The following is a 23,751-nucleotide window of genomic DNA, read 5'->3' on the forward strand; positions in this document are numbered from 1 at the left end:
CTCCGACTGCCGCACCTCCTGCCGACCAAGCACGGGGGTACGAACCAAATTTTGGGGCAGGTTCATCCCCAAAGTGAGTCGCTACACCCTGCAATACAACTTTGCTCCCCGGCCGAGCGACGAACACGGTTTTTTTTCGGGTTGGTGGCCCCTCAAACTGCTTTTCTTTCCGGTTTGGGCAATCTGGAGAGTCATCCAGCTGCGGCGCTAGCCCAGCACCTGCGTGCAGCTTCCTGTCATCAGGCTAATACTTTGTTCTTGTCGCGCGCTCACCCCATCCTGTTGTGCTGAAACAATTAGCACTAAAAAACCCGCTCGGCTTGAGCGGGTTTTTTAGTGCTCGAAGGCAGGCCTCCTCGGCTACCAAGCACACTACCCCAGCATCATCCGATAGTGCTGAATGTTCGCCTCCTCGAAAACCTCCCCTTCTTTTCGGAACCCGTGCCGCTCATAAAACGGCACGGCCCGCAACTGCGCGTTCAGGTACACCTCCGCATCGGGAAGCTCGGCTTGCACGTCGGCTAGTACGGCGTGGAGCAGGGCGGCGCCAATCTGCTGGTTGCGGAAATCTTCGAGCACGGCAAAGCGCTCCAGCTTCACCCCGTTCTCCGTTTCGCGCCAGCGGGCAGCCCCGGCAGGCGTGCCGTCTTTGGCGTGGGCCAGGTAGTGGCGGGCATCGGTGCGGTCGTGGATGTCGTTTTCGAGGGTGGCCGGCACCCCCTGGCCCTCCACGAATACTTTCTCGCGGATGGTGAAGGCGGCGTCGAGGTCGCGCAGGTCGGTGATGCGGTAGGCGGTGGCGGACATAGATTTTGGTTGAGGCAAAAAGCTGTCATCCTGAGTGGAACGAAGGACCTTATTACCTCAGAACGACGAATTCAGCGGTGATAAGGTCCTTCGCTGCGCTCAGGATGACAAATGTTAGGAACAGCAAATAGCAAAATCTACAGCGCCTGCTCGTGGTTCACGGGCAGGGCCGTTTCTTCAGCCGCCGGCTGGTCGCCTTCGGTCAGGGCCTGCTCGCGCAGGCGGCGCTCGTGGCGCTCGTCGCGGCGCGGAATATCGTTGGCCTGGGCCTGACGGGTTATTTCCTCGTTGTCGAACTTGTCGTAGGCTTCCACGATTTCCTTCACCAGACGGTGGCGCACCACGTCTTCAGAGGTCATCTCGACGTAGCCAATGCCCTGCACGTTTTTCAGAATATCGAGGGCCTGCATCAGGCCCGATTTCTGACGGGTGGGCAGGTCAATCTGGCTGCGGTCGCCGTTCACCATCACCTTGGCGGTGGGGCCCATGCGGGTCAGAAACATCTTAATCTGGCTCGGGGTGGTGTTCTGGGCTTCGTCGAGCAGCACAAAGGCATTGTTGAGCGTGCGACCGCGCATGTAGGCCAGCGGGGCGATTTCGATGATTTTGTTTTCCTGGTAAAACTTCAGCTTTTCGGGCGGAATCATGTCTTCCAGGGCATCATAAATCGGGCGCAGGTAGGGGTCAACCTTCTCCTTCATGTCGCCGGGCAGGAAGCCCAGGCTTTCGCCGGCCTCCACCACGGGCCGCGAGATGATGATTTTCTTCACCTCCTTGTTCTTGAGCGCGCGCACGGCTAGGGCCACCGAAATGTAGGTTTTGCCGGTGCCGGCGGGCCCGAGCGTGAAGGTGAGGTCGTGGGCCATCACGGTGTCCACGAGCTTCTGCTGGTTGGGGGTTTTGGCTTTGATAACGCCGCCTTTTGCCCCGAACAGAATGACATCGGGCGAGGCGGCCAGCACCCGGCCTTCAGCCTCCTCGGAGGTAGCGGAGAGGTACTGGTTCACGGTTTTGTCGGTAATCTGACCGTACTGGTGGTAATGCTCGATGAGGGAGGAAAAGATGTCGTTGATGCGGGCAATGACTTCCGTCTGGCCCTGGATTTTGATTTCGTTGCCGCGGCTGATGATTTTGGAGCCGGGGAACGCGGCGGCCAGCTGGCGGATATTCTGGTTGTCGGGGCCGAGGAAATCGACCAAAGACATGTTTTCGAGGGTGATGATTTTTTCGACCAAGTTGGAAGAGGGGGAAATGGGATAAGGAATAAGGAACAGGAAATAAGGGAGGTGCGGTGGTCGTCGGGAGAATGAAGAACCGGAAACAGCCGGTAGCTTTTTCTGATTCCCGATTTCCTGCTGCCTCTCTCCTTCTTCCCAACGCTAAAACCGGCTACTTTTGCCCCGGTTCGGGCGGCAAAACAATACTACGAAAAACTACGGAACGAAGGCATGGGGTTGATTACGCTGCTCACCGATTTTGGCTACCGCGACCATTACGTGGCGGCCCTGAGGGCGCGGCTGCTGCACCTAGCTCCGGCGGTTCCGGTCGTCGACATCAGCCACGGGGTCGAACCCTTTAACATCGCGCACGCCGTGCACGTTCTCCAAAGTGTGTTTCGGGATTTTCCCGTGGGCACGGTGCACGTCATCGGGGTGGCCGACCACGGCGCGGGCCCCGAGCCCGGCTGGCTGGCCGCCGAGCTCGAAGGCCACTATTTCGTAACCGGCGACAACGGCATTCTGGCCCTGTTGGCCAACGGCACCCCCGCAAACCTGGTGGCCCTGCCGGCCGCCATTACCGCCTCGCCCACCCGCGACGTGCTGCTGCCCGCCGCCGTGGCCCTGGCCCAAGGCGTGCCGCTGAGCGACCTTGGGCCGGCCGTTACCGCGCTGCATCAGCTCAATAACCGCCAGCTGCGCCTCCAGGACCACCGCATTACGGGCCACGTGGCGCACGTCGACCACTACGGCAACCTCGTCACCAACATCTCCCGCACGGCGGTGGAAGCCGTGGGCCACGGCCGGCCGCTGGCTATTCATTTCGGGCGCGACGTAGTGCGCGACCTGCACCCCCACTTCTCGGCCGTGCCGCCCGGCGAGGCCGTGGTGGTGTTCAACAGCCAGCATTTCCTGTGTTTAGGCATCTGCCAGGGCAATGCGTCGGAGCTGCTGGGGCTGAATTTTGATTCGCAGGTGGACGTGCGGTTTAAGGCGGAATAGGAGCCAGTTGCCCGGCAGAGGTACGTAGTGTTTAAGTAGTCGCGCAAAAGCAACCGTAGTAAAAAGGCGGTCATGCTGAGCGTGGTCGAAGCATCTCTACCGCTTCGCAGGAGCCCTCCAACAAAGCGGTAGAGATGCTTCGACTACGCTCAGCATGACCGTTTGATGTTAAACAGCCTCCATAAAAAACCGTCATGCTGAGCGTGTTTGAAACACTCCTATCGCGCAAGTATCGATGATACAGTCGCGATGGAAATGCTTCAGCTACGCTCAGCATGACGTTTTTAAACTTCTAAGCCTGCCTTCCCTACTTCAACGCACCTTTCAGGTCGCTAGCAGCCATGGCTTCGGCTTCTTTAGCTTCGGGTACTACCGCACCCATGCCGAAGAATTCGTGGGTAGTGCCGTTATAGAGCTTGTAGTTGGTTTTCACACCAGCGGCGGTGAGTTTATCGGCGAGGGTTTTGCCTTCGCTCATCAATGGGTCATACTCGGCCCCAATGATGGTAGTTGGTTCCAGGCCTTTGAGATTGGCGGCCACCAGGTTTACGCGGGGGTCCTTGCCGTCGGCGGGGCTGCGCAGGTAGTTTTTGAAAAACCAAGCCATGGCCGAGGAGTTCAGGGGCGCGGTTTCGGTGTATTTCTTGTAAGAAGGGGTGGTCATGTCGTAACCGGCAATGGGGTATACCAGCACCTGATACTTGGGCAGGGCCACTTTTTTATCGCGGGCCATCATGCTCACGGCACAGGCTAGGCCACCGCCGGCGCTTTCGCCCATCACGGCTACCCGTTTGGGGTCACCCTTCATCGAAGCAGCATTCTTGAGCACGTATTGGTAGGCCGCGAAGGCATCGTCGTGGGCGGTGGGGAACTTATGCTCCGGGCCCTTACGGTATTCCACCGACACCAGCACGGCTCCCACCTGCTCGCACATGGCCTGGGCCGAAGCGGCGTAGGTATCGTTGTTGGCGATAACCCAACCGCCGCCGTGGTAATATACGATAACGGGGAACGGGGCCGTACCGCTCTTGGGCGTGTACACGCGGGCCCGCACGCCGGGGGCCACCGTTGCGGTCATCGTGTCGCAGTTCATGGGCGACATGGGAATATTGCTCACCTGCATCTGCTTTTTGAGGGCATCGGCGAAGTTGGGTCCCTTGCGGGCCTGCACGGCTGTGAGCGTAGGCAACGGCTTGGGATTGAGGCTCATCAACTGCTCAATCACGGCGGCCATCTCCGGCTTGAGGTTGGGGCCCCAGGCGGGCATTGGGCCAGTAGGCTTCACGGTAGCCATGCCATCGGCGGCAGCCGTTACGGCGGTGCTATCGGAAGCCTTGTTGGTATCTTCCGAAACCACGGTGGCGGTTTTATCGGTTTCGGTGGCGGTGGGCTGGCTGTTACAGCTGCTCAGGAGTAGGCCACCAGCCAGGGCCGGGGCGGCCAGCCACGCAAATGCGGCCGGGCGTGATAGGGAAAGCTTCATTCGGAGGGTGTTTGGGATGAAAATAGGAGTATTTGGCGGATATTTACGGCTTAGCAGCCTCATTAGTTAGCCTGATTATTATTTTTCCTACGTGATATCCAATAATTTCTTTAATCCCCTGCGTTGATTAAATGCTGATTCGTATTGTCCGCATGCATTTTGAGCCGGCGCAGGTGCCGGCGTTTCTCGCGCTTTTCCGCGCCACCGAGCAGCGCATCCGGCAGCAGCCCGGCTGCCGCTTTCTGGAGCTGTGGCAGGATGCCGACCACCCCGCCACCTACTGCACCCACAGCCACTGGGACGACACGGCCGCGCTCAACGCCTACCGCAAATCGGCGCTTTTCGGGGAGGTGTGGCCGGCCACCAAGCGGCTTTTTGCCGCGCCGCCCGTGGCCTTTTCGGTGAATCCGGTGTTGTAGCCGTATCCCCTTCCTGATTAAACCTGCTTTTTTTATGTCAGCCGACTATTTTGCTTTCTACGGCCTACCCGAATCCTTTCGGCCCGACGAGGCCGCCCTCAAGCGCCACTACTACGCCAAAAGCCGCGAAACCCACCCCGATTTCCACGCCACCACTTCGCCCGAGAACCAGGCCGAGATGCTGCGCCAGGCCACCCTCAACACCGACGCCTACCGCACCCTCGCCCACCCCGACCAGCGCATGGCCTACCTGCTGCGCCAGCACGGCCTGCTCGCAGAAGGCAAGCAGGAGCAGCTTCCGCCCGATTTCCTGATGGACGTGATGGACCTGAACGAGCAGTTGATGGAGCTGGAGCTGGACGCTGACTCCGCCGGAACCGCTCAGGTAGCCGCCGAAGTCACCGACCTGGCCGATACGCTCGACGCTGGCATCGAGCCCGTTCTCGCTGGCTATGAGCAGCTCCCGGCCGACCACCGCCCCGCCGCGCTCCAGCAAATCCTCACCTACTACCTAAAAAAGCGGTATCTGTTGCGCATCCAGCAGCAGCTAGCTACCTTTGCAGCCCGCTCCTGATACCGGCAGAGCGGAATTGTTCTCAATGAAGTTCATCCTGCCCGGATGGCGGAACCGGTAGACGCGTTGGTCTCAAACACCAATATCGCAAGATGTGCCGGTTCGACTCCGGCTCCGGGTACTAGGAATTACCAACGGAAGGCCCTAAATACTGCTCTAGCGTACGCTAAAGCGGTTTTTAGGGCCTTTTTGCGTCCGGAGCTTTTGGCATTTACACTCATTTACGGCCGCATTTGTGCTACCAAATCTGCTACCAAAAAATGACTGTAAAATTCGTCCTCCGAGAAGACAAAACCGACAAGAACGGGCTGGTGCCGGTGTTCCTCAACGCCAATTTTGAAGGGCTGCGGCTGCAGTGCTTCACGCGGGAAAAGTGCCTGCCCAAGGAATGGAACCCCGACAAACAGCGGTTCCGGAAAGCGAAAGTCGGCGCTGATGAAGCCAATAATGTGCTGGAAGCTATTGCCGAGCGGGTGCAAAAGCGCTACCGGGACTTGCGCACGGCCGGCATCCCTCCCACCCTGGCCCTGATACGCGACGTGGTTAATCCGGCCGCGGCCAGGCCCGAGTTGGGCATGGTCGAGGCCATGACGGAATTTATTGAGGTGCTGCGCGGGCGGGGCTATGCCTTCCACACGGTGCGGCACTACAACACGGCCCGCAACCACTTGGCCACCTTCCTGACCGCGAAGCGGCGCAAGAAAATAAGCCTGGCCGAGTACGACGGGGCCATGCACGACGATTTTGTCAAGTACCTGCGCACCACCTGCGGCCTGGGGGCCAACGGCATTTATTCCATCGTAAAAGACCTGAAAACGTTTCTGCGCCACTCGCAAGATGAGCGGCAGCAGGCGCTGGGGGTGGAATTAAAGCGCGTCGAGGTGCGCTACACCGACCAGGCCAAAACCTACCTCACGGGGGCCGACATTGCGGCGCTGGTGGCGGTGAAGCTGCCCGCTACCCTCGCGCCGGCGCGGGACGTGTTTTTGTTTTGCTGCTACACGGGGCTGCGGTATTCCGACGTGGCGGCGCTGCACGGCGGCAACCTACACGGCTTGGGGGCGAATGGGACCGGTGACCGGGTGCTTCGGCTGGTGCAAACCAAAACCCGGGCCACGGTGAGCATTTACCTGAGCCGGCTGGCGGCGGAAATCCTGGACCGGTACGCCGCGCCGGAGCGTTCGGGCGACGGAGCCAAGCTGTTGCCCGTGCTAGCCAACCAGCCGATGAACCGGTACCTAAAGAAAATCACGCAGTTGGCGGGGCTGACGCGCCTGGTGGAAGTGGTGGGCACGGCCGGCGGCCGGGTTGTGAAAGAAGCGGTGCCGCTGCACGAAATGGTGACGATGCACACCGCTCGCCACACGTTTGCCGTGCAGAGCCTGCTGCGCGGGATGCCGGTGGCCGTGCTACAGCGCGTGATGGGTCACACCAAGATTCAAAACACCATGCGGTATGCGCAGGTAGTGGAAGAGCTGCAGCACCAAGCCATGCGGGCAGCTTGGGACGAGCCAACTACTACAACGATTGATGCGCTGCCAGATGGGGCGGTCTGCTCGGTGATGACGGCGGCCTAACTTGATTCGCTACTGCAAAAAAGCCCGGTCGGAAAGGATTCCGCGCCGGGCTTTTTACTTCCCCACCTGATTACGGAGTATAGGAGCGGAATAGGCTCCGAGTACGGGCGGAGGTGGGGAGCAGGTGGGGCGGGGCCTAGTGGTTGAGGGCCGCGGATACCTCGGCTTCATCGAGGCCGGTGAGGCGGCAGAAATCCTGCACAGAGACGAGGGCGCCGGCGGGCTTGCCGGCGGCCTGGCGGGCGCGGCGCACGAGCCGCTTGGCGGAATCGTAGCTCCGGCCGGTGAGGAGGGCCACGTCTTTGGGATATAGGCAGATGCGCGGCATGGGGGTATGTGAGAGCAAACCGGGCTTAGCTGGGCACCCGACTTGGTTGTACAAAAATAGTAGATGAATTTTGGTTCAACATCCAGCAGCACGAACGTCGTGGGCGCTGGGATGCCCTTTCATCATCAAACTATTTTTTACCCATGGCACAACAAACTGGAATTCTTGGGATTCGGGGGACGGTGGGCGGGCTGGTCTTCCGGAAGGACGGCAGCATCTCGCAAAAGCCGGCCAGCAACCGGGCGGCCTTCCAATCGGCACCGGGCTTGGCGCGGACCCGCGAAAACGCGGCTGAATTTGGCCTCTCGGCGAAGTACAGCAAGCTGCTGCGCGACTCGCTGCGCGTAGCCATTGCCTCGGCCAGCGACAGCCGGCTGGCCTCGCGACTCACCAAAGCAATGCGGGAAGTCATCGGCCTGGACGACACCAACGACCGGGGCCAGCGCGTGTTCGACTCTTCGAACTCGGCTCCGCTGCTCGGCTTCAACTTCAACGCCGGCGCGGGCATCGGGCAAACGATGTACTTCCCGTATGAAGTGACGGGGGCCGGCGCGGACGTGACGATGACCATTCCGGCGCTGAATCCGGCCTCGGACATTGCGGCTCCGCAGGGCACGACGCACTTTGAGCTGGTGTTCGCGGCCTCGTCGCTGGACATGGAGATGCTGACCTTCACCAACGCCGTGGTGGCCGCGCCGCTGGGCATTCTGCCCGTGAATAGCCCGGCCCTGGTGAACCAGACGCTGGTGGCCAGCTTCCCGGCCGCTCCGGCGGATGCGAACCTGGTGGTCGGCGTGGTGGGCATCAACTTCTACCAGCAAGTGAACGGCAAGTTCTACCCGCTCAACAACAACAGCACTAACCCGCTGGCGATTGAGTACGTGGCCTAAGCGTAGCAAATGGCACGAAACGGCCAGCCACACCGGCTGGCCGTTTTTTCTTCCCTTACTCTTCTCTTTCCCATGGCACTTACTGGCTACCAGCTGCAGTACAAGCGGCGCATGAAAAAGGCACTGGCGCTACGGGCCAAGGCCGACCGGCAGGCCCGTTTCCTGGTGGCCCGGCTGGCTACGGTGTTGGCGCTGGGCGAAACGGCGGCCGACCACATTGGGCGGATAAATACCCTGTATGGGACAAACATGAGCCTGCGCACGGACCTAGTCGACGGCTACCGGCTAGCCGGCACGGCGGCGGCCCTCAACCAGGTAGCGGCGGCCAGCCTGGGCGGGGCGCCGGCGGCGGTGTTCGTCAACCTGCCGGCCAACGCGGGCGGGGTCATGCTGCCGCCCGATTCTAACCTGGATTAAGTCTTTCTTTTCACTTTCAACTTTTCTCCATTATGGCACTTACGGCTTATCAACAGCAATTTAAGCGACGCATGAAGCGCGCCATCAGCCTGCGGGCTAAAGCCGACCAGAAGGCCCGGCGCTACACCCAATTGCTGGCCGATGCCATCGGGGCAGCCGAGGACGCGGCCACGCAGATGAACGCGCTAAACCAGCTTTACAATGTGGACGTGAGCACCTACACGCTGCTCACGCAGGCGCTGCACGCCAACAGCGGGCAGGAAGTGCTGGTGGACCACCTGGCGCAGAGTACGCCCGGCGAGGAAGCTGTCATCTTCAACCAGGTGCCGGACGCCAACGGCGGGCAGCCGCTGCCGGCCAACCCGCTGTTTGGGGAACTGGTGGCGGGCACGCCGGTGCTGGTACCAACGCCGGCGCTCAAGGTAGCGGAGCGCCGCGTCGAAGCGCCGGTGCTGATGGCTACAGCGCCCCCGGCGCAGTGGGATGCGGCGCAAGACTGACGACTACCACGAGAGTTAATAACCGCAGAGGCCGGCCCCTATCGATAAGGGGCCGGCCTTTTTTGCGTCAGTTGGCATAGTTGGCCTGCGCGACGGCGCAACTCTGCAACATCCACTCCCGCAAGCTGGCGGGGGCCAGCACTTCTACTTCTTGGCCCATTGAGAGCAGCTCCATGCGCAGGTCGTGGGTATCGTAAACAGTCAGGCTGAGGCGGATGGCCGTTTCGGATTGGCTCAGCAGGCGTTGAGATGAATGCAAAGGGAATGTTTGCACGTAGCGCCCCTGGGTCGGGGTTAGAGACAGTACGACTTCCTGGGTTTCCTCGTCGTCGGGGCGGATGATGCCAAAGGCCGCAGCGTAGTACGCCGCGGCGTCGAAACCGGCCGGTGGGATAAAGGCACGGACGGTTACCGACAGGTCGGTGAGGCGGTCTAGGCCGAAGCAACGCAACTCACCGGACTCGGGAATCAGGGCCAGTACGTACCACCGGCCCCGAAATTCTTTCAACAACAACGGCCCGACCAGGCGGCGGGTGGGCTGGCTTTCCCAAAATTTGCGGTAAGTGAACTCAACGAGCTGGCGCGATTGTACCGCCGAAAGCAGTGGCCTCAAATGCTCCAAACCCAACGGCTGACGCGATTCCAGCTGCACGTAAGGCGCGAGGGTGGCGGGCAGCCGCAGGAAAGCCTGCAGCTCCATAGCTTCGAGCAGGCGCTGGTGTCCTGGTAGCAAGGCGGAGGGGTCCGTTTCATCTACGACGTAGCCGCGCTGGCGGGCATCGAAGCGCACGGCCACGCCAAAATCTTCGGCAATCACTTTCAGGTCGCGCTCGAACGTGCGCCGTGAATAGCTGCTGGCCACGTCGCGCAGCGCGGTTTGTTCCAATAGGTAGGATTGCAGTTCGGAAAAAGAAAGGGCGCGTTTGGCCTGCTGCAGCCGGAGCGCCAGCGCCAACTGGCGCTGCAGGTGGGCGTGGGTGGTCACAGCGTCGTGGTGACCTGGGCTTGAATGGTCGTGGCCATGGCATTCCGAAGGCCTAGAACCAACACGTTGTCGAGTTCTTCGGGACGGTGCGCGTACTGGTTCAGCAGTACTATCAGGGCGCCGTGCGCGGCCGTAAGCAACGCCTCCGTGCTTACGCCTTGATTTTGGAACTGCCGCGTCAGGGAAACGACAAACCTGGCGTTCTGCTCAACCAACGGTTGCAGTACAGCGGCTTCAGGGGACAGACTGGCGGAACCGAGGACTGTCCATCGCAAGAGCAGAGATTCAACTTGTCCGGCTTGTTCGCGCATTTCCTCGGATGTCCGGGCATGGGGTTGCTTGGTAAACTGTAGTTGGCGCATTGTGAGGTGAATATAGGAGAGGCCCCGTGCGGCTAATTAATGTCCAGGGTAAGAAACTCCATCTTTTTACTCAGGCAATCGATGAAAATTACGCGGTCAACGGTGGTTTCGTCAACGAAGGCGGTTATTCCGTGAAATTTGAGCTGCTCGAATACTTGCGTCAAACCGCGGGTGGCAGCCTGGCCTGCAGGGCAGCAGGTCCTGACTAAACGGGGCCATGCAAGGAGGCGCTGCCGCCGTGTCATGAAAAAGGTCACGGAGCGGGGCAGTATCTGCCCGCAAAGGTGAGAAGTGCCAGCGTCAAAACGTGTCGGAGCAACCAAAGGACTATTTATTTCCAGGAGCGACATTATTTGTCGTTGTCGCGGGTCACCTTTGCGGGCCAGGCCTCACTTATCATCGCCTGCCGTATGCCTATGTCAGCAATTGGAATGCTAGGTCAAAGCCTAGGCACCCTTTCTATCGAAGAACTGAAAAGTAAGCACTTTCATATTCCAACTTACCAGCGCGGTTACCGCTGGACGGATGTACAAGTGCAGCAATTACTGGAAGATGTTGCTGAATTCCAACCTAACGGTGAAGCGTTCTACTGCTTGCAACCCATTGTGGTACGCGATAAGAAAGCGGGTCGCTGGGAGGTCATCGACGGGCAGCAGCGACTGACTACCATTTGGTTGATTCAGCGACTACTTAATTATAATTTGGTGCCTTATTCGCTGGATTTTGACAACGACAGCCGCCAAACTATTAGCAGGAAAACCTTAGAGGATGCCGTCAGCCAAGTCGAAAATGCCGGGGAACCGGCCATCGACTTACAAAAAGCGCCGCTCGAAGCCAGTTACGTCTACGGAGCTGCTGCCGCTATCAAGAAATGGAGGGAGGGGAAAACAGCGGAGTATTTGGATGACTTTTGCGCGAAGCTACTGGGACATACCCGTGTTATCTGGTATCAGACGCCTTCATCTGATGGCAATGCCCAGACAATTTTTACGCGCCTCAACGCTGGCAAGATTCCGCTCACCAACGCCGAACTGATTAAGGCGTTATTGCTGAAACGCCCCACTACCAACGGCGCCGAGACGGCGTATGCACCATGGCAGTTTGAGCTGGCCGCCGCCTGGGACAGTATGGAGGCTGCGCTGGGGCAGCCCAATTTCTGGGGCTGGCTGGGACAGCGAGACGACCCCGAACGTCCGCCGCGCCTGGAATGGTTGCTGCGATTAGTGGAAGACCAACGCGAAAGGATAGATGATGCCCAGCCGTTGGCGCTATTCCAGGCAGTGGAAAAGCGTTTAAAAGGTAAATTGCCTGCGGATAACTGGCACTACTGGCAAGCAGTGGAAAAAGTGTTTCAACGGTTGCGCGGCTGGTACGACGACCCCGACCTATATCATCGCGTGGGCTACCTAGTAGCTGTTGGTGACCGTTGGCAATTGAAAGATTCGCAACTGAAAGAATTGCTAACACTGGCAGAAAGCGAAACAAAATCCGCTTTTCTGGTACAGCTGGCGCGGCGCATAGCTGACCGCGCGGGCCTTACCGCTGATAATGCGACTAAGCAGTGGGACCAATTGCAGTACAAGTCTCACAACGGCTTGCTGAATAACATTTTGCTATTGCATAACGTGGTAACGACGTGGCAGGCGCGGAATATGGGCGGGCGTTTTCCCTTCGAGAAATATTTGCGAGAGAAAAAATGGTCGCTGGAACACATCCACCCGCAAAACCCGCAGATGGAAAGTGAGTCGCCCAGTACCTATCAAGTATGGCTGGACGACTGGCAAAAAGAATTCGAGCAATGGCCAGACAGCCTTCAACAGGAAAAAAAGGCCGACTTGCAACTTCGAGTGGCAGAGGCGCAGCAAAGCCTCAAAGCCGAAATAGTTGATGAAGAGCTGGCAGGAACGATGCTGGCCCTTCGCACCACGTACATCGCCCGGTTTTCCGATTTGGCTGCCGCCCCACCATCTGGCGGCACCATCGACCCTCTGCACGCTTTGGAGAACCTGGCCCTGCTGGGTGGCGGGGATAATTCGGCACTAAGCAATGCCGTTTTTCCTGAAAAACGTGCCAAGCTGCTACAGTTGCACCATGCCAGCAGCGGATTTGTGCCACCCGCTACGCTTGAAGTGTTTTTGAAAACGCATACCCCGCACCCTGACGACCTGCGCCGCTGGAATAAAGCTGACCGCCAGCACTACCGTGCTGCTATTGAGCGAAGCATTCTCCTTTTTATAAATTCTTCTACCCAATCCTAATGCCTTCGCAATACTCTTTCTGGCAACTACTTACCGATAATAAATTATCTATTAAACAATTAGCTATTCCGCTATTGCAGCGCGACTACGCTCAGGGGCGGTCCAGTCCGACCATAAAGCAGGTTCGGGAGGAATTTGTAAAGGCTTTACGCGGGGCTTTTCCCGGTGTAGATGGTGCAGTTGGCCTGCCGCTAGGCCTCGATTTCGTATACGGCACCGAGGCCGGGGGTGTGCTCACTCCCCTTGATGGGCAGCAGCGCCTGACTACCCTGTTTTTACTACACTGGTATTTGGCGACGGGCGCCGCCGGACTAGACGAAGTGCCACAGGAAGAGCGGGACACGCTGCGGAAATTCTCATACGAAGTGCGGGCCGCCGCCCGTGATTTTTGCGCGGAACTGGCCAACTGTCCGCGCCGTCCAACCGGCACCGGACGACTCTCGGCGACGCTGGCCGAGGCGGCGTGGTTTCGACTGGCCTGGCACCGCGACCCGACCGTGAGCGGCATGCTAACAATGCTAGACGAGTTAGACAAGCAATTTAAGAACCTACCAGACCCTACCGCCACCTGGGCCGACCTGAAAGGAACAGTTGCCCCACTCACGTTTCAGTTTCTGAATCTGGGCACTTTGCACCTGACCGACGACCTCTATACCCGCATGAACGCACGGGGTAAAGCCCTAACTCGTTTTGAGAACTGGAAGGCGCGGTTCGATGAGTTTCTGCACGAACAACATCCAGCTAAGGCTGCCAGTTTTGCCGAGCAAATGGACGGGGACTGGACGGATTTTTTCTGGCAAAACAGGCTGAGTAACGCCTCGCTTACTGACCCTGCCCAGGCGGTGGATGGCCCCTTTCGGACTTACCTCAATTTCGTAACGAGGATGTTATGGCTGCGCGATTTGCCCGGTACAGCTAAATCCAGCGACCTAACTACCGAACCATCCTTCGCTCGCTACGAAGCAGTATACTCGAAGCCGGAAAACTTAGATTTCTTAATTCTTTCGCTTAATGCACTGGCCACTGTGAGTCGCACTGTGGGTAGCATGGATGCTTTTTTTGCAAAACTGTTAACTGCGGATAATACCGCAGATGGACGCGTGCGTTTTTTTGCGGACTGGAATGCACATGCTGAAGCAACTGATTGCAACTTATTCAGTGCTTGCTGTCAGTTCGAAAAGCCCGGGCCAATGGCTGAGACATTATTTTTTGTAGTGCTAACATATGCCGTGCGGTACGGTGGCCAACTTAACGCCGAAACTAACTTAAGCGACCTGCGCGACCTGTTGCGGGTAGTACGCAACCGCATGCTGCAAGAACAGTCGATTGACTTGTACACTGTTAGCTGGAATGTCAAAAGCGAATATCTGGCTAACTATCTACGCACAATCAGCTTCCTACTGCCGAATGACAAAACCCCACAAAATCCTTACTGTCTGCTTGCTGCCCCGGATTGTCCGGCCGAAACGCCACGCTTAGATAACGAGCGTGAAAAGGCCAGGCTGCTGGTAAAACAGCCTGAATTGCAATATTCCACTTGGAAGAAAGCTTTGCAGCAACTAGAGGATAATAGCGCCCTGCGCGGCATGTTGCATAATATCGACCTGACGGGAAATGCTCAGGAACTTGCGGAAACAGCGGAGGCCGTGGCCAGCATATGGCCTGATACTGCCGCCAATGACCCAAAGGCCTTAATTATCCGCGCCGGCCTTACGGTTGCGGACTATTCGGTAAAAGACAGAAAATGGCGCTGGTTTTTTGGCGGGCACGGGCATGGCTATCAGAAAACGAATGGATGGATAGCGGTGCTTACTACTGATGACCAGGAAAGCAGTAAGCGAGTGAAAGATTGGCTGTCACGTTTCCTGCCGGCCTACCAACAAACTGCTGGTAGCGGAAGCCGCGAGGCACGTTTGAAAACCATGATTGATAAGGTTGATGAAGACTCTCTCTGTGAATTACCTATCTGGCAGCGTCACTTCATCCGCTATGCTAATATGGTGCTGTCCAGTGCTGAGAAAAACTGGGGAATTCAGCGGAGTTATTTCGTTTGGGGTTCTGAGAATATGTGTCAGCAGCTATCTAAAACAACCCTCAATGGCTGGCACATCAATCCCTACATACGCGCCACTGCTCTTAAAATACCTCAGCTGTGCGATGAGCAGGCCTGTTATGCCACCGGTGACGATAATGGCAAATTATCATACGGGCCACTAGCCGGTAAATCGGGCGTATGCTTACGGCTGGATGAAGATGGTTGGCAATTGCATCTGCCTGAAAGCCTCCTGCCCCTGACAGGCGTATGGGCACAGTTGCCGGAGCGGTTGCGGCAGGAGTTCACGATGGTTGAAGTAGTCGATACCCCCACACAGTGGCGCATGAGCCAGCCTGACGAATGGGATTTGGTGAAAACCGGGGTGGCTATTTCGGAGGCTATTGCTTTGAGCGTTGGGGCAGCTTGACTGGTCTAATCATATAAAGTGTCAATCCGCCGTCTGATGTTTTCAAGAGTTTTAAGCAGAATAGACCATACTCTATCCTGACGGGATGCTGTTAGCTTTTCGAAGCGAATTTGCCTTTACAAAAAAGCTTGGCGCACCTATATTAGCGGAATGAAAAGGACATCCCAACCCCGCTTCTTTGTGCGTCACTCATTCGCTATTGCCATAATTGTTGGCAGCATTGGCCCGTTCTTACACTTCGTGCTAGGCCTTTAGGTGCCCTCAATAGCCGTACGGCCGGGGTATTGCAAAACAAACCTAGCATATTGGGTCACCATTTATTTCTGAGTAGCACCCAACAGCCATTATAATAAAAGCCCCATCGCAGTACCTGCAATGGGGCTTTTATTATAATGAGACTATCTCATTTGCTTGTGTCCTCTACATGGGCCTCGGGGGCTTCGTGCAGTACCACCTGGATGCCGTGGTCGCGGGATTGGGCTGTGGTATATTTTTCGCTGCGGCCGATGATTTCACCGTTTGCGGCCACGTGGTTGAAACCGTACTGGCCGGCGTTGAAGAATGACTCGAAGCGCTGAGGCTGGCAATTGACTTTAACTGACTTGATGCCGTTTTCGCAGCTGGCTTTGGTAGTGTAACCTTCGCCAGATTGGACGATTTCACCGTTGTCGGCGCGCAGGTGGTACCAGTACTGGCCGCTGCTCTGGAAGATTTGGAAGGTTGCCATGCGGAGTGAGGAAATTAAGTGAAAATGACTGGCGTTAAGTTAAGCAGCCGGCGCAAACGACGCGAGCATGGTGAGCGGAACTGATAAGCCGGCGACTCGTCGGGCATGGTGGCGCAGCAGCGCCGCGGACTTCTTTCTATGTGAATTAGGGGAGAGTACCAGGTGCCAACACGAACATGATGCGAAGCTCATTGGCTAGGTCAGGCACGATGCCGTGGCCAAAAATCATTTCCCAATCGTAGCCCAAGCTTTTCTGCAGGGTTTCGGTGATGTCGGTGAGCTCGTCCATCTGCAGCTCGGCCGCGGGCTGGGTCTGGATGGCCAGCAATACCTTGCCTTGGGTGGCTGTCTGGTTTCCTACCACTTGCGGGCGCTGGTAAGCTTCGGCAAGGGCACGAAGGGCACGGCCTGGGCCGGATGCTTCGGCACGACCAATGGCTATGCCACAGGAGTCAAGCAAAATCTCGCGCAAATCAGCTACTTCCAGATTGGTTTCCTGAGTGCCGCTGAGTGCTTCCTCCACAAATTGGTCGTAAGCGGCTCGGAATTCGGGCATAATGGGCGGAAGGCCGCCGGGACGGGCCTGCTCCCATTCTGAAAGAAGGGTTGCCGCCTGGAGTCGTACTTCAGAACTTGGCTGTTGGTCGCGAAATAGTCTGGTGGGCATAAAAGCAGAGGCTGGATGAGTGGACGAAGTTGCCGGGGCGCTACGCCAAAACGTGTCGCAGGACCAGGAAGCAAGTGCGGCTTATGGAATCGGGATGGTCTGCTTTTGCCATTGGACGTAGCCTTGCTGCTCTGCTTTGGTCGGCGCGGTGGGCTTGCGGTCCAGGCGCACGACAAAATAGGTGTCGGAGCAGCTTACGCTGACGAATGCGTACTGGTGGTCCTGCTGCACCTCCTTGTGGCCTTTTTTGGAATCGTCGAAGGCCTGCCAGATGGCATGGGCGAGCTGCGCGGGCTGGTTGCGGTAGCGCATCAGGTCGGAGCGGTAGCCGCAGAGTTCGGCGTGAGGCTGCTGGTGGTCGTGGAAAAGGTCACCGTTGACGGTAACAAGGCGCTGATTGTGGAGTACGGTACCGGGCAACAGCAGCGAGTCGTACTGCACAGGCTGCAGGCTTGGCGGCAAGGGTAGTCGAAGCTGGCGGCGACGGCTCAGTTCCCGCACGTAGGCAAGATTGAGGGCCCGTAACTCGACCAGGGGATAGAAGGCAATGGTATTCGTCGGCAAGGCAACCGCTGCAGGGGGACGCGTGGCGTCGAAGCGGCTGCGGCGCATGGGCGGATGCGGGCGGCACACGGGGCGCGGTCGGGTTTGGGCCGGTGCCGGGCTAAGGGTCAGCCAGCCGAGCGCAAGCAGCAGAAATTTCTTCATCATGTAATTAGCAGTAACGCAATTGGGTCCAGTCGTTCACGGAGTAGTGAGTTGCTGAAGCCAGTGGCAAGCCGGCCGCCAGTTCCGTGGGTGCCAGGTAGCCGTCGGTGGCGGAGGTGCCGAAGTAGCTGAGGTAGCCGGGGAAAGGAGACTCGCGCAGCCATGCCAGCAGCTGGCTGGTGAGCACAACCACGCCGGCCAGTGGGGCGGGTATTGGCGCATCGGGCAGCAGAAGCAGCCAGGCGTGAGCTGGAGCAGCCAGCACCTCCTCGCCTAGCGGCCAATGGCCGGCCCGAGCGCAGCCAGCGGGCAGCATGGAAACGGGCAGTGAGCAGCGCACGCGCAGGTCGAGGGTGTTGGGTGGACAGTAGGTTTCCTGGTATTGATAATCCGGGCAAATCGGGTCCATCCACGGCGAGGCTCGGCGCAGGGCGGCGGGCAGCCGCAGGCGAAGCAGGCCGGGGTCGGGGTGGGACCAGGCGGCAGGAAGCGGCAGCTGCTGAACCGGTCCATAGTGGCCGAAGCAGCCGTTGAGCTGGGCCAGCACGGCTTGCAGCTGGGCCGGGGTGGGACTGGGAGCCGTACGCATCAGGGCAAGGGCGGCAAGGGCGACAGGCACATGTACACGTATTGGTATGGCTCCTCCTGGCTGAAAGACAGCTCAAGCTCCACTGAGGTGGCCCAAGGGAACCGGCGGCGGGTGAGGTCGAGTAGTTCCTGGCGAAATAGCGCCGCCGTATTGCGAACGATACTGTGCACGAACCACGCCTTCCGACTATCCGTTGGACCAAACTCGTTGAGACTAAATTGCTCGTTGATAGCCTGGCTGATGTCCTGCTCAAGCAGCAGTGTCTGGTCAAACAGCTGGTCAAACAGTTTCTTTTCGTGCTCCGTCGACTCGTCGGGCATAGGCAAAGTGGTTAGTTGGGTAAGTAAAGGGGCAGTTCCAGGCACACTTCGAAGAAGTATTCCGGCTCGGTGTCGGGAGTCCAGTAATCGAGGTCGGTGGATGCCAGGAAGCCTTCGGGGATGTCGTACAGAAAATCGCGCGCCATGCATCGCACCAGTGACCACGCCGGCACGTGGTGGCGGTGCGTGAAATAGGCCCGCAGCACCAGCGGCCCTGCCAGCGGCATTTGCACCTCGCACCGCGTGGTGCGGAATACCTGCTGGGTGGCACGCACCAGCTTTCGGAACTGCCGATGCGCCCGTAGGTGCGCCTCTTGTGCATTGGTTAATTCAGTCTGGAAATCCTCGTAGGAGAAGCAGTAGGACGGGTTCATCTTGAAAAAAGACAGGTGGTGCCCGGGCGACATTTGCCCGGCCCAATCGGGACATCCGGCACTGAGAGTGATGCCGAAAAAGGCTACCTGTTGAAAAAATGAAATCACAACTACTTCACTGGCAATGGCAAGGAGCTGAATGTGGGTTTAGAATTTAATAACAAGCAGCATTACTGATTGAGTAGCTGATTCCAGTTATTGAGATGCGCGTCCATTTTTAGGTCGGCATTCTCCGGCGTATCGAGCAACGCGGCATCCTGAAGCACGGCCAGGCGGTTGGCGGTCGTGAGGGGCTGGCCGGCGAAGCAAAAACCAGCCCTTGCCATTAGCAGGCTGAACTTTTCAGGGTCGTAGGCGCGGGATAGCAACCGCGCCAGCTTGGCGGTGGGCAGTATCAGGTATTGTGGCGCCGAGTCTGGGAGGCGGAGCAGTAGCAGCCAGAAGTCGGTGATTGCTGGGTTGGGTTGGGACTCAATGCGCCAGTAGCCGTAGTGGGCAAGGAGTTGGCGCAGCTCGCCGTCGGGGCGGGTGAAGGCGTTAATGGATTCGGAACCGGTGGCGATGTGGAGGTTCAGGGGTGAGCGACCGGGAAGCGTCAGTTGTGCGGGGTAGTAGAATGGGTAGCCGCCGGGGTAGGACTGGTGCATGAGCGAGTAGTCGACGTCGGAGGCGCTTTGGTAGAGACGCGCCGGCATATTGGGGTCGGGTGCGAGGCGGGCCGTCGGAAGCTGGGTGTGGACTTCGCGGGCGACGAATTCGTAGGGAGTGGCCATGCTATAGTGGTGGAGCGGGCTTAGCGCAGCCAGGCGATGATGGCCCAGATGATGTCGTAGATGAAGCAGAGAAACGTGAACACCCCGAGCAGCAGCAGGTACGACAGGGGCTTGTGGTGGAGGAAGGCGTCGCGAAACAGAATGGCTGTCATGAACAGGCTGCCGAAGATGCGGGACATGGCTGGAGTGGTTTTAAGGATGCAGTTGGTAAACCGGTGAACTTCAACAGGAATAGGCTGGGGAGCTAGCGACGTTTCAAGTCCACGCCCGCGGGAATGGGTTGGTCGTAGATGTAGATTTCGAAGTAAGACGCGCCTAGAATCAGGGGGTGGCTACCTGAGTATCGGGAGATGCGAAACCGGACGGTGAACCCCGATGGGCGTAAGGCTTCGACCAGTTCATGCAACGCCTCTTCAGTAGGCAAGGCCGAACGGTGCCGAACAAATACCGTGACCATGAGGGGAGCATAAAGCCGCTTCTTGAGGCGGTAAGCCCCCACCCGCGTTACGGGCAGCAACGCGGCAAGCATCCGCGACAATTCGCTCACAAACTGCCGGAGGGGTCCGAACTCGATGTAGTAATGCGCTGATTTTTCCATTGCCACGCGAGGAATTGCCTTGCTGAGATTCGCTCGGTCTGTCCGCAACTATCTCCTTCAGATTAGAAGGAGTCGCTTTTGCGAATTGAATAAATGTCGCTGCGCCAATCAACGGTTAGGTAGAAGTAGCATTGGAACTCGTCAAATTCTGTCCCCGGGTCTTCCATAGCTCCACAGCTCACCGGAAAGGAGAAATCCAGCATTGGTGTGGCCAGGGCATGAACGGCCTCGGCCGACGGCATCTCTTCGTAGGAATGCATGAAGAAAAAGCACACCAGAGGGCCGCCCACCTCAGTATTTTCCTCTATTTGGACGCGTTTCACCTTGAATACATGGGCAGCACGTTCCATAAAGTCTCCCACGAAGTGCCACATGTGGGTTACATCAGTTAGGTATTGCGCTACTCCTTCCATTGCGGGCTCAGGATGCATGTGGAGTGTATGACTTACCGGCGGGAATCGTGAGGCTTTTAATCATTTCGCAGTGGGTTGGGAGTAATGAAAATGACTTTTGGTGCTCTTGGTGGTTACTTCTGGGTGGGCAAATAACCAGGCAATGCTAATAGAAAATATGAAGGCGAGGACCAGGGCGATGCAGGCGATTTTGACTAAAAAGCGGAATAGGTAGAGCATTGCTGGTTCGTTGTGAATCAGGTAAATGAAATTGAGGAAGCACCTTTGGTAGCGCCCTAGCTGCGCTTGGCGTTTGTTACTCTACCGGTATGCTTGCAAGACAAAATCAAGCCCCCGTTTCTATCCATTTTCAGGTATCAATTTCACCCGTTTTCAAACATCATTTTTCCACCACATCTATCGCTATTTGTAATGGTGCTACTGACGCGGTTAGCTTTGAGCTTGTGATTGTACCCTGCTACATCTGCAGCACTCGCTCGGCTTTATGAAAATCACTGCCGTTGAGCGCAAGGCGCTTCAAGAAGCCCTCATCCGGGCCTGTCGGGCCAAGAACCCTAACCCTAAAATTCGGCGCAGCCAGCACGAGTGGCCAACCCTCAATGCACTAGCTGTTATTTTGGCGGGTGAACCACCAGCTAAAAGAGAACCGCCGGTCATCAAGGGGACCGTCCTGCGTCTGTTTCACACCCATAACCCGACGCCTAACCCCGGCGAGCCCTTGCTGAATGCGCTGGCCCGTTATGCGGGCTATGGTGGTGGCTTCGTTGAATTTCAGGCCTCATTACAGGAAGCGCCCACCCGCGACCTGACCGGTGAGGCATGGGCTGACCGCCTACAACAGAGCTACCGGATTTTGCAGGAGCTACGGCAGACCCGGCAAGTACCCGATGACCTACGGAACCTTCTTGTGTACAACCGCACCGGCAACGAAGACTTCATAAAGGCCTACGTTGATGTGGCCTACCTGAATGGCTACTACGGCCAGTTGCTGGCTGCCTACATGGTGCGAATCGAGCCGGCCGGCCATACCGATGATGTTATTTTCGCTGCCGGGCTGCTGTACTTACGCGCGTTCCTAGCCGGCGACTCTGCTGCGGCTGCTGCGCAGTGGCAAACCCTACAGCAGCACCGGCCGCGGGCCGGCACCCCGGCGTTTGCTCACGGGCGTTGGGCCTTTGCGGCCCTTACAGCCACCCCTGGCAGCCACCGGCCCATCGTGCTTCAAGAGTTGGGGCGCATTCATCCACAACCGCCGAATGTTGCAGCCAGCCGCGACCTTCCGGCCAGCTACAACTACTTCCCTGCTGGTTTTCATTTCCTGGTATGCGAGGCCCTGTTTCTGCTCGGTGAATACTTGCCATTGGCTGAGTGGGTGGCCCGCACCCGGCAGCAACTGGAACAATTGCAGTACCAGCCGCCGCACAACGTTTATTACGAACTGCTGGACGTGTTTGGGGCCGTGGCATTATTGGGTACTGACCAACCGAAAGCGGCCCATGCAGCGTTTGCTGACCTTACTCCTTCGCTAGACGTTCCGGCCAACCGCTGGCTCTGGGATTACTACGAGGTGTACTGGTGGCTGGTTAGCCTGCAGTTTGCGGTCAATGGATTGCTCTCTTCAGACCAAAGCACTCTGCGAAATAAAATTACCGCCTTTGCAAAGGAGCGTCAGATGCCTTACTTCAAGCAAATTGAAAAGAGAATTTTGCCCAACACCTAGTCAACTCTCCATGACAGAAAGAACATTAAAAGCGCTTGAGATTGTACGCCTGGCCGCTGAGTTGGGCGATTACGACAGCAACGTAATTGGAATGGCAGCGGAAGTAATTGCAGAGGAAGAGTACGGCATGACCAAAGCCAAGCGAGGGCAAAAGGACGTTGATGGCTCTTGGTTGGTCGAGGAGAACAATCGAACTGTTCAGGTTAAAGCATGGTCTGAAAAAAGGATTAAAGACTACCGCAACGGCACTAAATTGCGTTTGAAACTCACGAATCTGCCTGATGACCTGCTTTTGCTTCTTGTACACTCTTCGGAACAAAAGTTCACAGAATTGTATACGGGCCCTGCTTTAGAAGTAGGGAAAATAGAAGTTTTGAAAGGTGTACAGTTCCGCAAAGTCAGCTTGGGACAATTGATTGCTGCGCTGCCGCAAAGCGCCCAAGATGGAATAAACTTGTTGTTAAAGAAGGACAACCTGAAACAAACTGCTAAACGTCAGAATAAAAGCCCCTCGCCTATGCCTCTTGCCCACACGCCCCCCTTGCCTATGCCTCTTACCCACAAAATCCCGGGATTCCCCTTCACGTTCAAGCGGGTGCTTCAATTGACACACGTTGATGGTTATTCTAATGACCAGCCTGTTGTCAGGTACACGGATTATGACCGTGAATTGGGCAGAGAAAGGAATGGTGTTGCTCTTGTTGTGCAGGGGGACGGAAAGGAGCTATACTGTAGTGCGTTCACTAACCAAGCATTTGCGCAGGCATGGCTGTATGCAAGGGATGAATACCTGTATAAACTACCTAAAAAAGCAGCCGCTGTTCTGGAAGAGGGCTTACCAATTGGCATCTATATGGCAACCTGCGAAAATCCGAAACGTGCGGCAGATGACATCAATGATAAATTGGGGCCACGCTGGTGATTGACGGAAAGATTAAAATGTTTTGCCGGGCGTGGTGGCGTAGCAGGATGTTGTACTTCTTACGGCCCTGCTCGATGAGGCCAAGCATGGACGTCAGCTCGACGCGCCACACTTCGTGCGGGGCCTTCTTCTGCACGCCGATGATGAGGAAGCGCGTGGCCCCGAGCACGTCCAGGTAAAGAGCGGCTTGGCGGTCGTAGTCGTATTTCTCGATGGTGGTCAGGAAGTGGGCCAGGTCGGGGCTGCTGGTGGTTTTGAAGTCGATGAGCGTGAGCTGGCGGCCGGCGCGGCTACGTACCAGCAGGTCGGGGCGCAGCTTTACTCCTATCCCCGTGTCCGTGTGGGTGGCGGTGTAGGACTGTTCGGCCTGGCCCCGATACAGCAGGTCGCGGCAGTAGCGTTGGCGGCGCACCTGGCGGGCCAGCGTCTCCAGGTCGGTCCACTTGATGCCCCGCTCCTCGGTGCGGACGTAGTGCGGGGGCTCCAGCACGGCGGTGTGGAAGTGGGAGCCGTAGGCCAGCGCCACGGGGTTGGGGTTGTTGGGCTTGCCGAGCAGCGCGGCCTTTAGATTGGACAGGTCGGTGTTGCTAACCTGGGGCAAGGCGCGGTGCTGGGCCTGGGTCAGGGCGGGGTGATGGGTAAGGGCGTGAAACATGACG

General features: G+C 57.6%; 28 protein-coding genes and 1 tRNA gene. 12 read left to right on the top strand and 17 right to left on the bottom strand.

All coding sequences use genetic code 11. The features are described from left to right. Positions 1–372 precede the first annotated feature (372 nt). Together ABIB44_RS04140 and ABIB44_RS04145 are read right to left on the bottom strand one after the other, a co-directional pair. The gene (locus ABIB44_RS04140; protein ID WP_354583355.1) at positions 373–807 is read right to left on the bottom strand and encodes a GNAT family N-acetyltransferase; all 435 of its coding nucleotides are present in this window, start codon (positions 805–807) and stop codon (positions 373–375) included. Between the two features lie 137 nt (positions 808–944). Further along, entirely contained in the window at positions 945–2,042 is a 1,098-nt protein-coding gene (locus ABIB44_RS04145; RefSeq protein ID WP_354583356.1) for a PhoH family protein, read from the bottom strand. A gap of 213 nt (positions 2,043–2,255) precedes the next feature. Between ABIB44_RS04145 and ABIB44_RS04150 the strand changes: the two genes are divergently transcribed. Beyond that, a complete protein-coding gene (locus ABIB44_RS04150; protein ID WP_354583357.1) occupies positions 2,256–3,026 on the top strand; it encodes an SAM hydrolase/SAM-dependent halogenase family protein in 771 nt (256 codons plus the stop codon). A 307-nt stretch (positions 3,027–3,333) separates the two neighbouring features. On the opposite strand, the gene ABIB44_RS04155 is transcribed toward ABIB44_RS04150, so the two are convergent. Further along, positions 3,334–4,509 carry an alpha/beta hydrolase gene (locus ABIB44_RS04155; RefSeq protein ID WP_354583358.1) on the bottom strand — a complete coding sequence of 392 codons (1,176 nt, stop codon included), beginning with the start codon at positions 4,507–4,509 and terminating at the stop codon, positions 3,334–3,336. A 131-nt stretch (positions 4,510–4,640) separates the two neighbouring features. Here ABIB44_RS04155 and ABIB44_RS04160 point away from each other — a divergent pair, with 131 nt between their 5' ends. The 4 genes from ABIB44_RS04160 (at position 4,641) to ABIB44_RS04175 (ending at position 7,079) form a co-directional block, all read left to right on the top strand. Then, positions 4,641–4,928: a putative quinol monooxygenase gene (locus tag ABIB44_RS04160; protein ID WP_354583359.1), complete on the top strand. Its 288-nt coding sequence runs from the start codon at positions 4,641–4,643 to the stop codon at positions 4,926–4,928. Positions 4,929–4,962: 34 nt separating this feature from the next. Beyond that, complete coding sequence (locus ABIB44_RS04165; RefSeq protein ID WP_354583360.1) at positions 4,963–5,502, top strand: iron-sulfur cluster co-chaperone HscB C-terminal domain-containing protein; 540 nt, start codon at positions 4,963–4,965, stop codon at positions 5,500–5,502. Between the two features lie 39 nt (positions 5,503–5,541). Further along, positions 5,542–5,623 (top strand) — tRNA-Leu (locus ABIB44_RS04170). Positions 5,624–5,762: 139 nt separating this feature from the next. After that, positions 5,763–7,079 carry a tyrosine-type recombinase/integrase gene (locus tag ABIB44_RS04175; protein ID WP_354583361.1) on the top strand — a complete coding sequence of 439 codons (1,317 nt, stop codon included), beginning with the start codon at positions 5,763–5,765 and terminating at the stop codon, positions 7,077–7,079. Between the two features lie 136 nt (positions 7,080–7,215). Here ABIB44_RS04175 and ABIB44_RS04180 read toward each other — a convergent pair whose 3' ends face one another. Continuing rightward, a complete protein-coding gene (locus ABIB44_RS04180; protein WP_354583362.1) occupies positions 7,216–7,407 on the bottom strand; it encodes a hypothetical protein in 192 nt (63 codons plus the stop codon). Between the two features lie 143 nt (positions 7,408–7,550). Here ABIB44_RS04180 and ABIB44_RS04185 point away from each other — a divergent pair, with 143 nt between their 5' ends. The 3 genes from ABIB44_RS04185 to ABIB44_RS04195 all read left to right on the top strand — a co-directional run bounded on the left by ABIB44_RS04185 (position 7,551) and on the right by ABIB44_RS04195 (position 9,214). Next, positions 7,551–8,297 carry a hypothetical protein gene (locus tag ABIB44_RS04185; protein WP_035563969.1) on the top strand — a complete coding sequence of 249 codons (747 nt, stop codon included), beginning with the start codon at positions 7,551–7,553 and terminating at the stop codon, positions 8,295–8,297. A gap of 72 nt (positions 8,298–8,369) precedes the next feature. After that, positions 8,370–8,714: a hypothetical protein gene (locus ABIB44_RS04190; RefSeq protein WP_354583363.1), complete on the top strand. Its 345-nt coding sequence runs from the start codon at positions 8,370–8,372 to the stop codon at positions 8,712–8,714. A 71-nt stretch (positions 8,715–8,785) separates the two neighbouring features. Continuing rightward, positions 8,786–9,214 (top strand): hypothetical protein, encoded by a 429-nt coding sequence (locus tag ABIB44_RS04195; protein ID WP_354583364.1) that lies wholly within the window; start codon positions 8,786–8,788, stop codon positions 9,212–9,214. 67 nt (positions 9,215–9,281) lie between these two features. Here ABIB44_RS04195 and ABIB44_RS04200 read toward each other — a convergent pair whose 3' ends face one another. Both ABIB44_RS04200 and ABIB44_RS04205 read right to left on the bottom strand, forming a co-directional pair. Continuing rightward, on the bottom strand, positions 9,282–10,199 hold the full coding sequence (locus tag ABIB44_RS04200) for a helix-turn-helix transcriptional regulator (RefSeq protein ID WP_354583365.1): 918 nt from the start codon (positions 10,197–10,199) through the stop codon (positions 9,282–9,284). Beyond that, positions 10,196–10,561 carry a hypothetical protein gene (locus tag ABIB44_RS04205; RefSeq protein ID WP_354583366.1) on the bottom strand — a complete coding sequence of 122 codons (366 nt, stop codon included), beginning with the start codon at positions 10,559–10,561 and terminating at the stop codon, positions 10,196–10,198. Before ABIB44_RS04205 ends, ABIB44_RS04200 begins: the two co-directional genes overlap by 4 nt. Positions 10,562–10,977: 416 nt before the next feature. Between ABIB44_RS04205 and ABIB44_RS04210 the strand changes: the two genes are divergently transcribed. Together ABIB44_RS04210 and ABIB44_RS04215 are read left to right on the top strand one after the other, a co-directional pair. Beyond that, on the top strand, positions 10,978–12,819 hold the full coding sequence (locus ABIB44_RS04210) for a GmrSD restriction endonuclease domain-containing protein (protein ID WP_354583367.1): 1,842 nt from the start codon (positions 10,978–10,980) through the stop codon (positions 12,817–12,819). Then, positions 12,819–15,281, top strand: coding sequence for a GmrSD restriction endonuclease domain-containing protein (locus ABIB44_RS04215; RefSeq protein WP_354583368.1), 2,463 nt, complete (start codon positions 12,819–12,821; stop codon positions 15,279–15,281). Before ABIB44_RS04210 ends, ABIB44_RS04215 begins: the two co-directional genes overlap by 1 nt. Positions 15,282–15,684: 403 nt before the next feature. Here ABIB44_RS04215 and ABIB44_RS04220 read toward each other — a convergent pair whose 3' ends face one another. The 10 genes from ABIB44_RS04220 to ABIB44_RS04265 form a co-directional block, all read right to left on the bottom strand. After that, positions 15,685–16,008 (bottom strand): YegP family protein, encoded by a 324-nt coding sequence (locus tag ABIB44_RS04220; RefSeq protein WP_354583369.1) that lies wholly within the window; start codon positions 16,006–16,008, stop codon positions 15,685–15,687. Between the two features lie 145 nt (positions 16,009–16,153). Beyond that, complete coding sequence (locus tag ABIB44_RS04225; RefSeq protein WP_354583370.1) at positions 16,154–16,564, bottom strand: FtsZ/tubulin family protein; 411 nt, start codon at positions 16,562–16,564, stop codon at positions 16,154–16,156. A gap of 192 nt (positions 16,565–16,756) precedes the next feature. Beyond that, on the bottom strand, positions 16,757–17,386 hold the full coding sequence (locus ABIB44_RS04230) for a hypothetical protein (protein ID WP_354583371.1): 630 nt from the start codon (positions 17,384–17,386) through the stop codon (positions 16,757–16,759). 4 nt (positions 17,387–17,390) lie between these two features. Then, a complete protein-coding gene (locus ABIB44_RS04235) occupies positions 17,391–18,002 on the bottom strand; it encodes a hypothetical protein (protein WP_354583372.1) in 612 nt (203 codons plus the stop codon). Then, positions 17,972–18,292: a hypothetical protein gene (locus ABIB44_RS04240; protein ID WP_354583373.1), complete on the bottom strand. Its 321-nt coding sequence runs from the start codon at positions 18,290–18,292 to the stop codon at positions 17,972–17,974. The genes ABIB44_RS04235 and ABIB44_RS04240 overlap by 31 nt, the downstream gene beginning before the upstream one ends. 11 nt (positions 18,293–18,303) lie before the next feature. Next, the gene (locus ABIB44_RS04245) at positions 18,304–18,666 is read right to left on the bottom strand and encodes a hypothetical protein (RefSeq protein ID WP_354583374.1); all 363 of its coding nucleotides are present in this window, start codon (positions 18,664–18,666) and stop codon (positions 18,304–18,306) included. Positions 18,667–18,836: 170 nt separating this feature from the next. Then, on the bottom strand, positions 18,837–19,439 hold the full coding sequence (locus ABIB44_RS04250; protein WP_354583375.1) for a hypothetical protein: 603 nt from the start codon (positions 19,437–19,439) through the stop codon (positions 18,837–18,839). Positions 19,440–19,459: 20 nt separating this feature from the next. Beyond that, positions 19,460–19,618 (bottom strand): hypothetical protein, encoded by a 159-nt coding sequence (locus ABIB44_RS04255; protein WP_354583376.1) that lies wholly within the window; start codon positions 19,616–19,618, stop codon positions 19,460–19,462. A 65-nt stretch (positions 19,619–19,683) separates the two neighbouring features. Next, entirely contained in the window at positions 19,684–20,037 is a 354-nt protein-coding gene (locus ABIB44_RS04260; protein ID WP_354583377.1) for a hypothetical protein, read from the bottom strand. 62 nt (positions 20,038–20,099) lie between these two features. Continuing rightward, the gene (locus ABIB44_RS04265; protein WP_354583378.1) at positions 20,100–20,411 is read right to left on the bottom strand and encodes a hypothetical protein; all 312 of its coding nucleotides are present in this window, start codon (positions 20,409–20,411) and stop codon (positions 20,100–20,102) included. A 523-nt stretch (positions 20,412–20,934) separates the two neighbouring features. On the opposite strand from ABIB44_RS04265, the gene ABIB44_RS04270 reads away from it, so the two are divergent. Further along, positions 20,935–22,170 (top strand): hypothetical protein, encoded by a 1,236-nt coding sequence (locus ABIB44_RS04270; RefSeq protein ID WP_354583379.1) that lies wholly within the window; start codon positions 20,935–20,937, stop codon positions 22,168–22,170. Positions 22,171–22,180: 10 nt separating this feature from the next. Next, positions 22,181–23,092, top strand: a complete 912-nt coding sequence (locus ABIB44_RS04275) for a DUF6998 domain-containing protein (protein WP_354583380.1) — start codon at positions 22,181–22,183, stop codon at positions 23,090–23,092. Here ABIB44_RS04275 and ABIB44_RS04280 read toward each other — a convergent pair. Continuing rightward, a complete protein-coding gene (locus ABIB44_RS04280; RefSeq protein ID WP_354583381.1) occupies positions 23,064–23,747 on the bottom strand; it encodes a PD-(D/E)XK nuclease-like domain-containing protein in 684 nt (227 codons plus the stop codon). The genes ABIB44_RS04275 and ABIB44_RS04280 overlap by 29 nt on opposite strands. Positions 23,748–23,751: the final 4 nt, after the last annotated feature.

This window comes from Hymenobacter sp. UYCo722 (genome assembly GCF_040547115.1).
In the GTDB taxonomy this organism is placed as follows: domain Bacteria; phylum Bacteroidota; class Bacteroidia; order Cytophagales; family Hymenobacteraceae; genus Hymenobacter.

Coding starts and splice junctions, on each gene's coding strand:
- ABIB44_RS04230 (WP_354583371.1), bottom strand. CDS start 17,386: ATGATGAAGAAATTTCTGCTGCTTGCGCTCGGCTGGCTGACCCTTAGC.
- ABIB44_RS04260 (WP_354583377.1), bottom strand. CDS start 20,037: ATGGAAAAATCAGCGCATTACTACATCGAGTTCGGACCCCTCCGGCAG.
- ABIB44_RS04225 (WP_354583370.1), bottom strand. CDS start 16,564: ATGCCCGAATTCCGAGCCGCTTACGACCAATTTGTGGAGGAAGCACTC.
- ABIB44_RS04210 (WP_354583367.1), top strand. CDS start 10,978: ATGTCAGCAATTGGAATGCTAGGTCAAAGCCTAGGCACCCTTTCTATC.
- ABIB44_RS04255 (WP_354583376.1), bottom strand. CDS start 19,618: ATGTCCCGCATCTTCGGCAGCCTGTTCATGACAGCCATTCTGTTTCGC.
- ABIB44_RS04165 (WP_354583360.1), top strand. CDS start 4,963: ATGTCAGCCGACTATTTTGCTTTCTACGGCCTACCCGAATCCTTTCGG.
- ABIB44_RS04245 (WP_354583374.1), bottom strand. CDS start 18,666: ATGAACCCGTCCTACTGCTTCTCCTACGAGGATTTCCAGACTGAATTA.
- ABIB44_RS04215 (WP_354583368.1), top strand. CDS start 12,819: ATGCCTTCGCAATACTCTTTCTGGCAACTACTTACCGATAATAAATTA.
- ABIB44_RS04190 (WP_354583363.1), top strand. CDS start 8,370: ATGGCACTTACTGGCTACCAGCTGCAGTACAAGCGGCGCATGAAAAAG.
- ABIB44_RS04205 (WP_354583366.1), bottom strand. CDS start 10,561: ATGCGCCAACTACAGTTTACCAAGCAACCCCATGCCCGGACATCCGAG.
- ABIB44_RS04160 (WP_354583359.1), top strand. CDS start 4,641: ATGCTGATTCGTATTGTCCGCATGCATTTTGAGCCGGCGCAGGTGCCG.
- ABIB44_RS04140 (WP_354583355.1), bottom strand. CDS start 807: ATGTCCGCCACCGCCTACCGCATCACCGACCTGCGCGACCTCGACGCC.
- ABIB44_RS04175 (WP_354583361.1), top strand. CDS start 5,763: ATGACTGTAAAATTCGTCCTCCGAGAAGACAAAACCGACAAGAACGGG.
- ABIB44_RS04270 (WP_354583379.1), top strand. CDS start 20,935: ATGAAAATCACTGCCGTTGAGCGCAAGGCGCTTCAAGAAGCCCTCATC.
- ABIB44_RS04180 (WP_354583362.1), bottom strand. CDS start 7,407: ATGCCGCGCATCTGCCTATATCCCAAAGACGTGGCCCTCCTCACCGGC.
- ABIB44_RS04150 (WP_354583357.1), top strand. CDS start 2,256: ATGGGGTTGATTACGCTGCTCACCGATTTTGGCTACCGCGACCATTAC.
- ABIB44_RS04250 (WP_354583375.1), bottom strand. CDS start 19,439: ATGGCCACTCCCTACGAATTCGTCGCCCGCGAAGTCCACACCCAGCTT.
- ABIB44_RS04265 (WP_354583378.1), bottom strand. CDS start 20,411: ATGTGGCACTTCGTGGGAGACTTTATGGAACGTGCTGCCCATGTATTC.
- ABIB44_RS04220 (WP_354583369.1), bottom strand. CDS start 16,008: ATGGCAACCTTCCAAATCTTCCAGAGCAGCGGCCAGTACTGGTACCAC.
- ABIB44_RS04185 (WP_035563969.1), top strand. CDS start 7,551: ATGGCACAACAAACTGGAATTCTTGGGATTCGGGGGACGGTGGGCGGG.
- ABIB44_RS04280 (WP_354583381.1), bottom strand. CDS start 23,747: ATGTTTCACGCCCTTACCCATCACCCCGCCCTGACCCAGGCCCAGCAC.
- ABIB44_RS04240 (WP_354583373.1), bottom strand. CDS start 18,292: ATGCCCGACGAGTCGACGGAGCACGAAAAGAAACTGTTTGACCAGCTG.
- ABIB44_RS04155 (WP_354583358.1), bottom strand. CDS start 4,509: ATGAAGCTTTCCCTATCACGCCCGGCCGCATTTGCGTGGCTGGCCGCC.
- ABIB44_RS04275 (WP_354583380.1), top strand. CDS start 22,181: ATGACAGAAAGAACATTAAAAGCGCTTGAGATTGTACGCCTGGCCGCT.
- ABIB44_RS04195 (WP_354583364.1), top strand. CDS start 8,786: ATGAAGCGCGCCATCAGCCTGCGGGCTAAAGCCGACCAGAAGGCCCGG.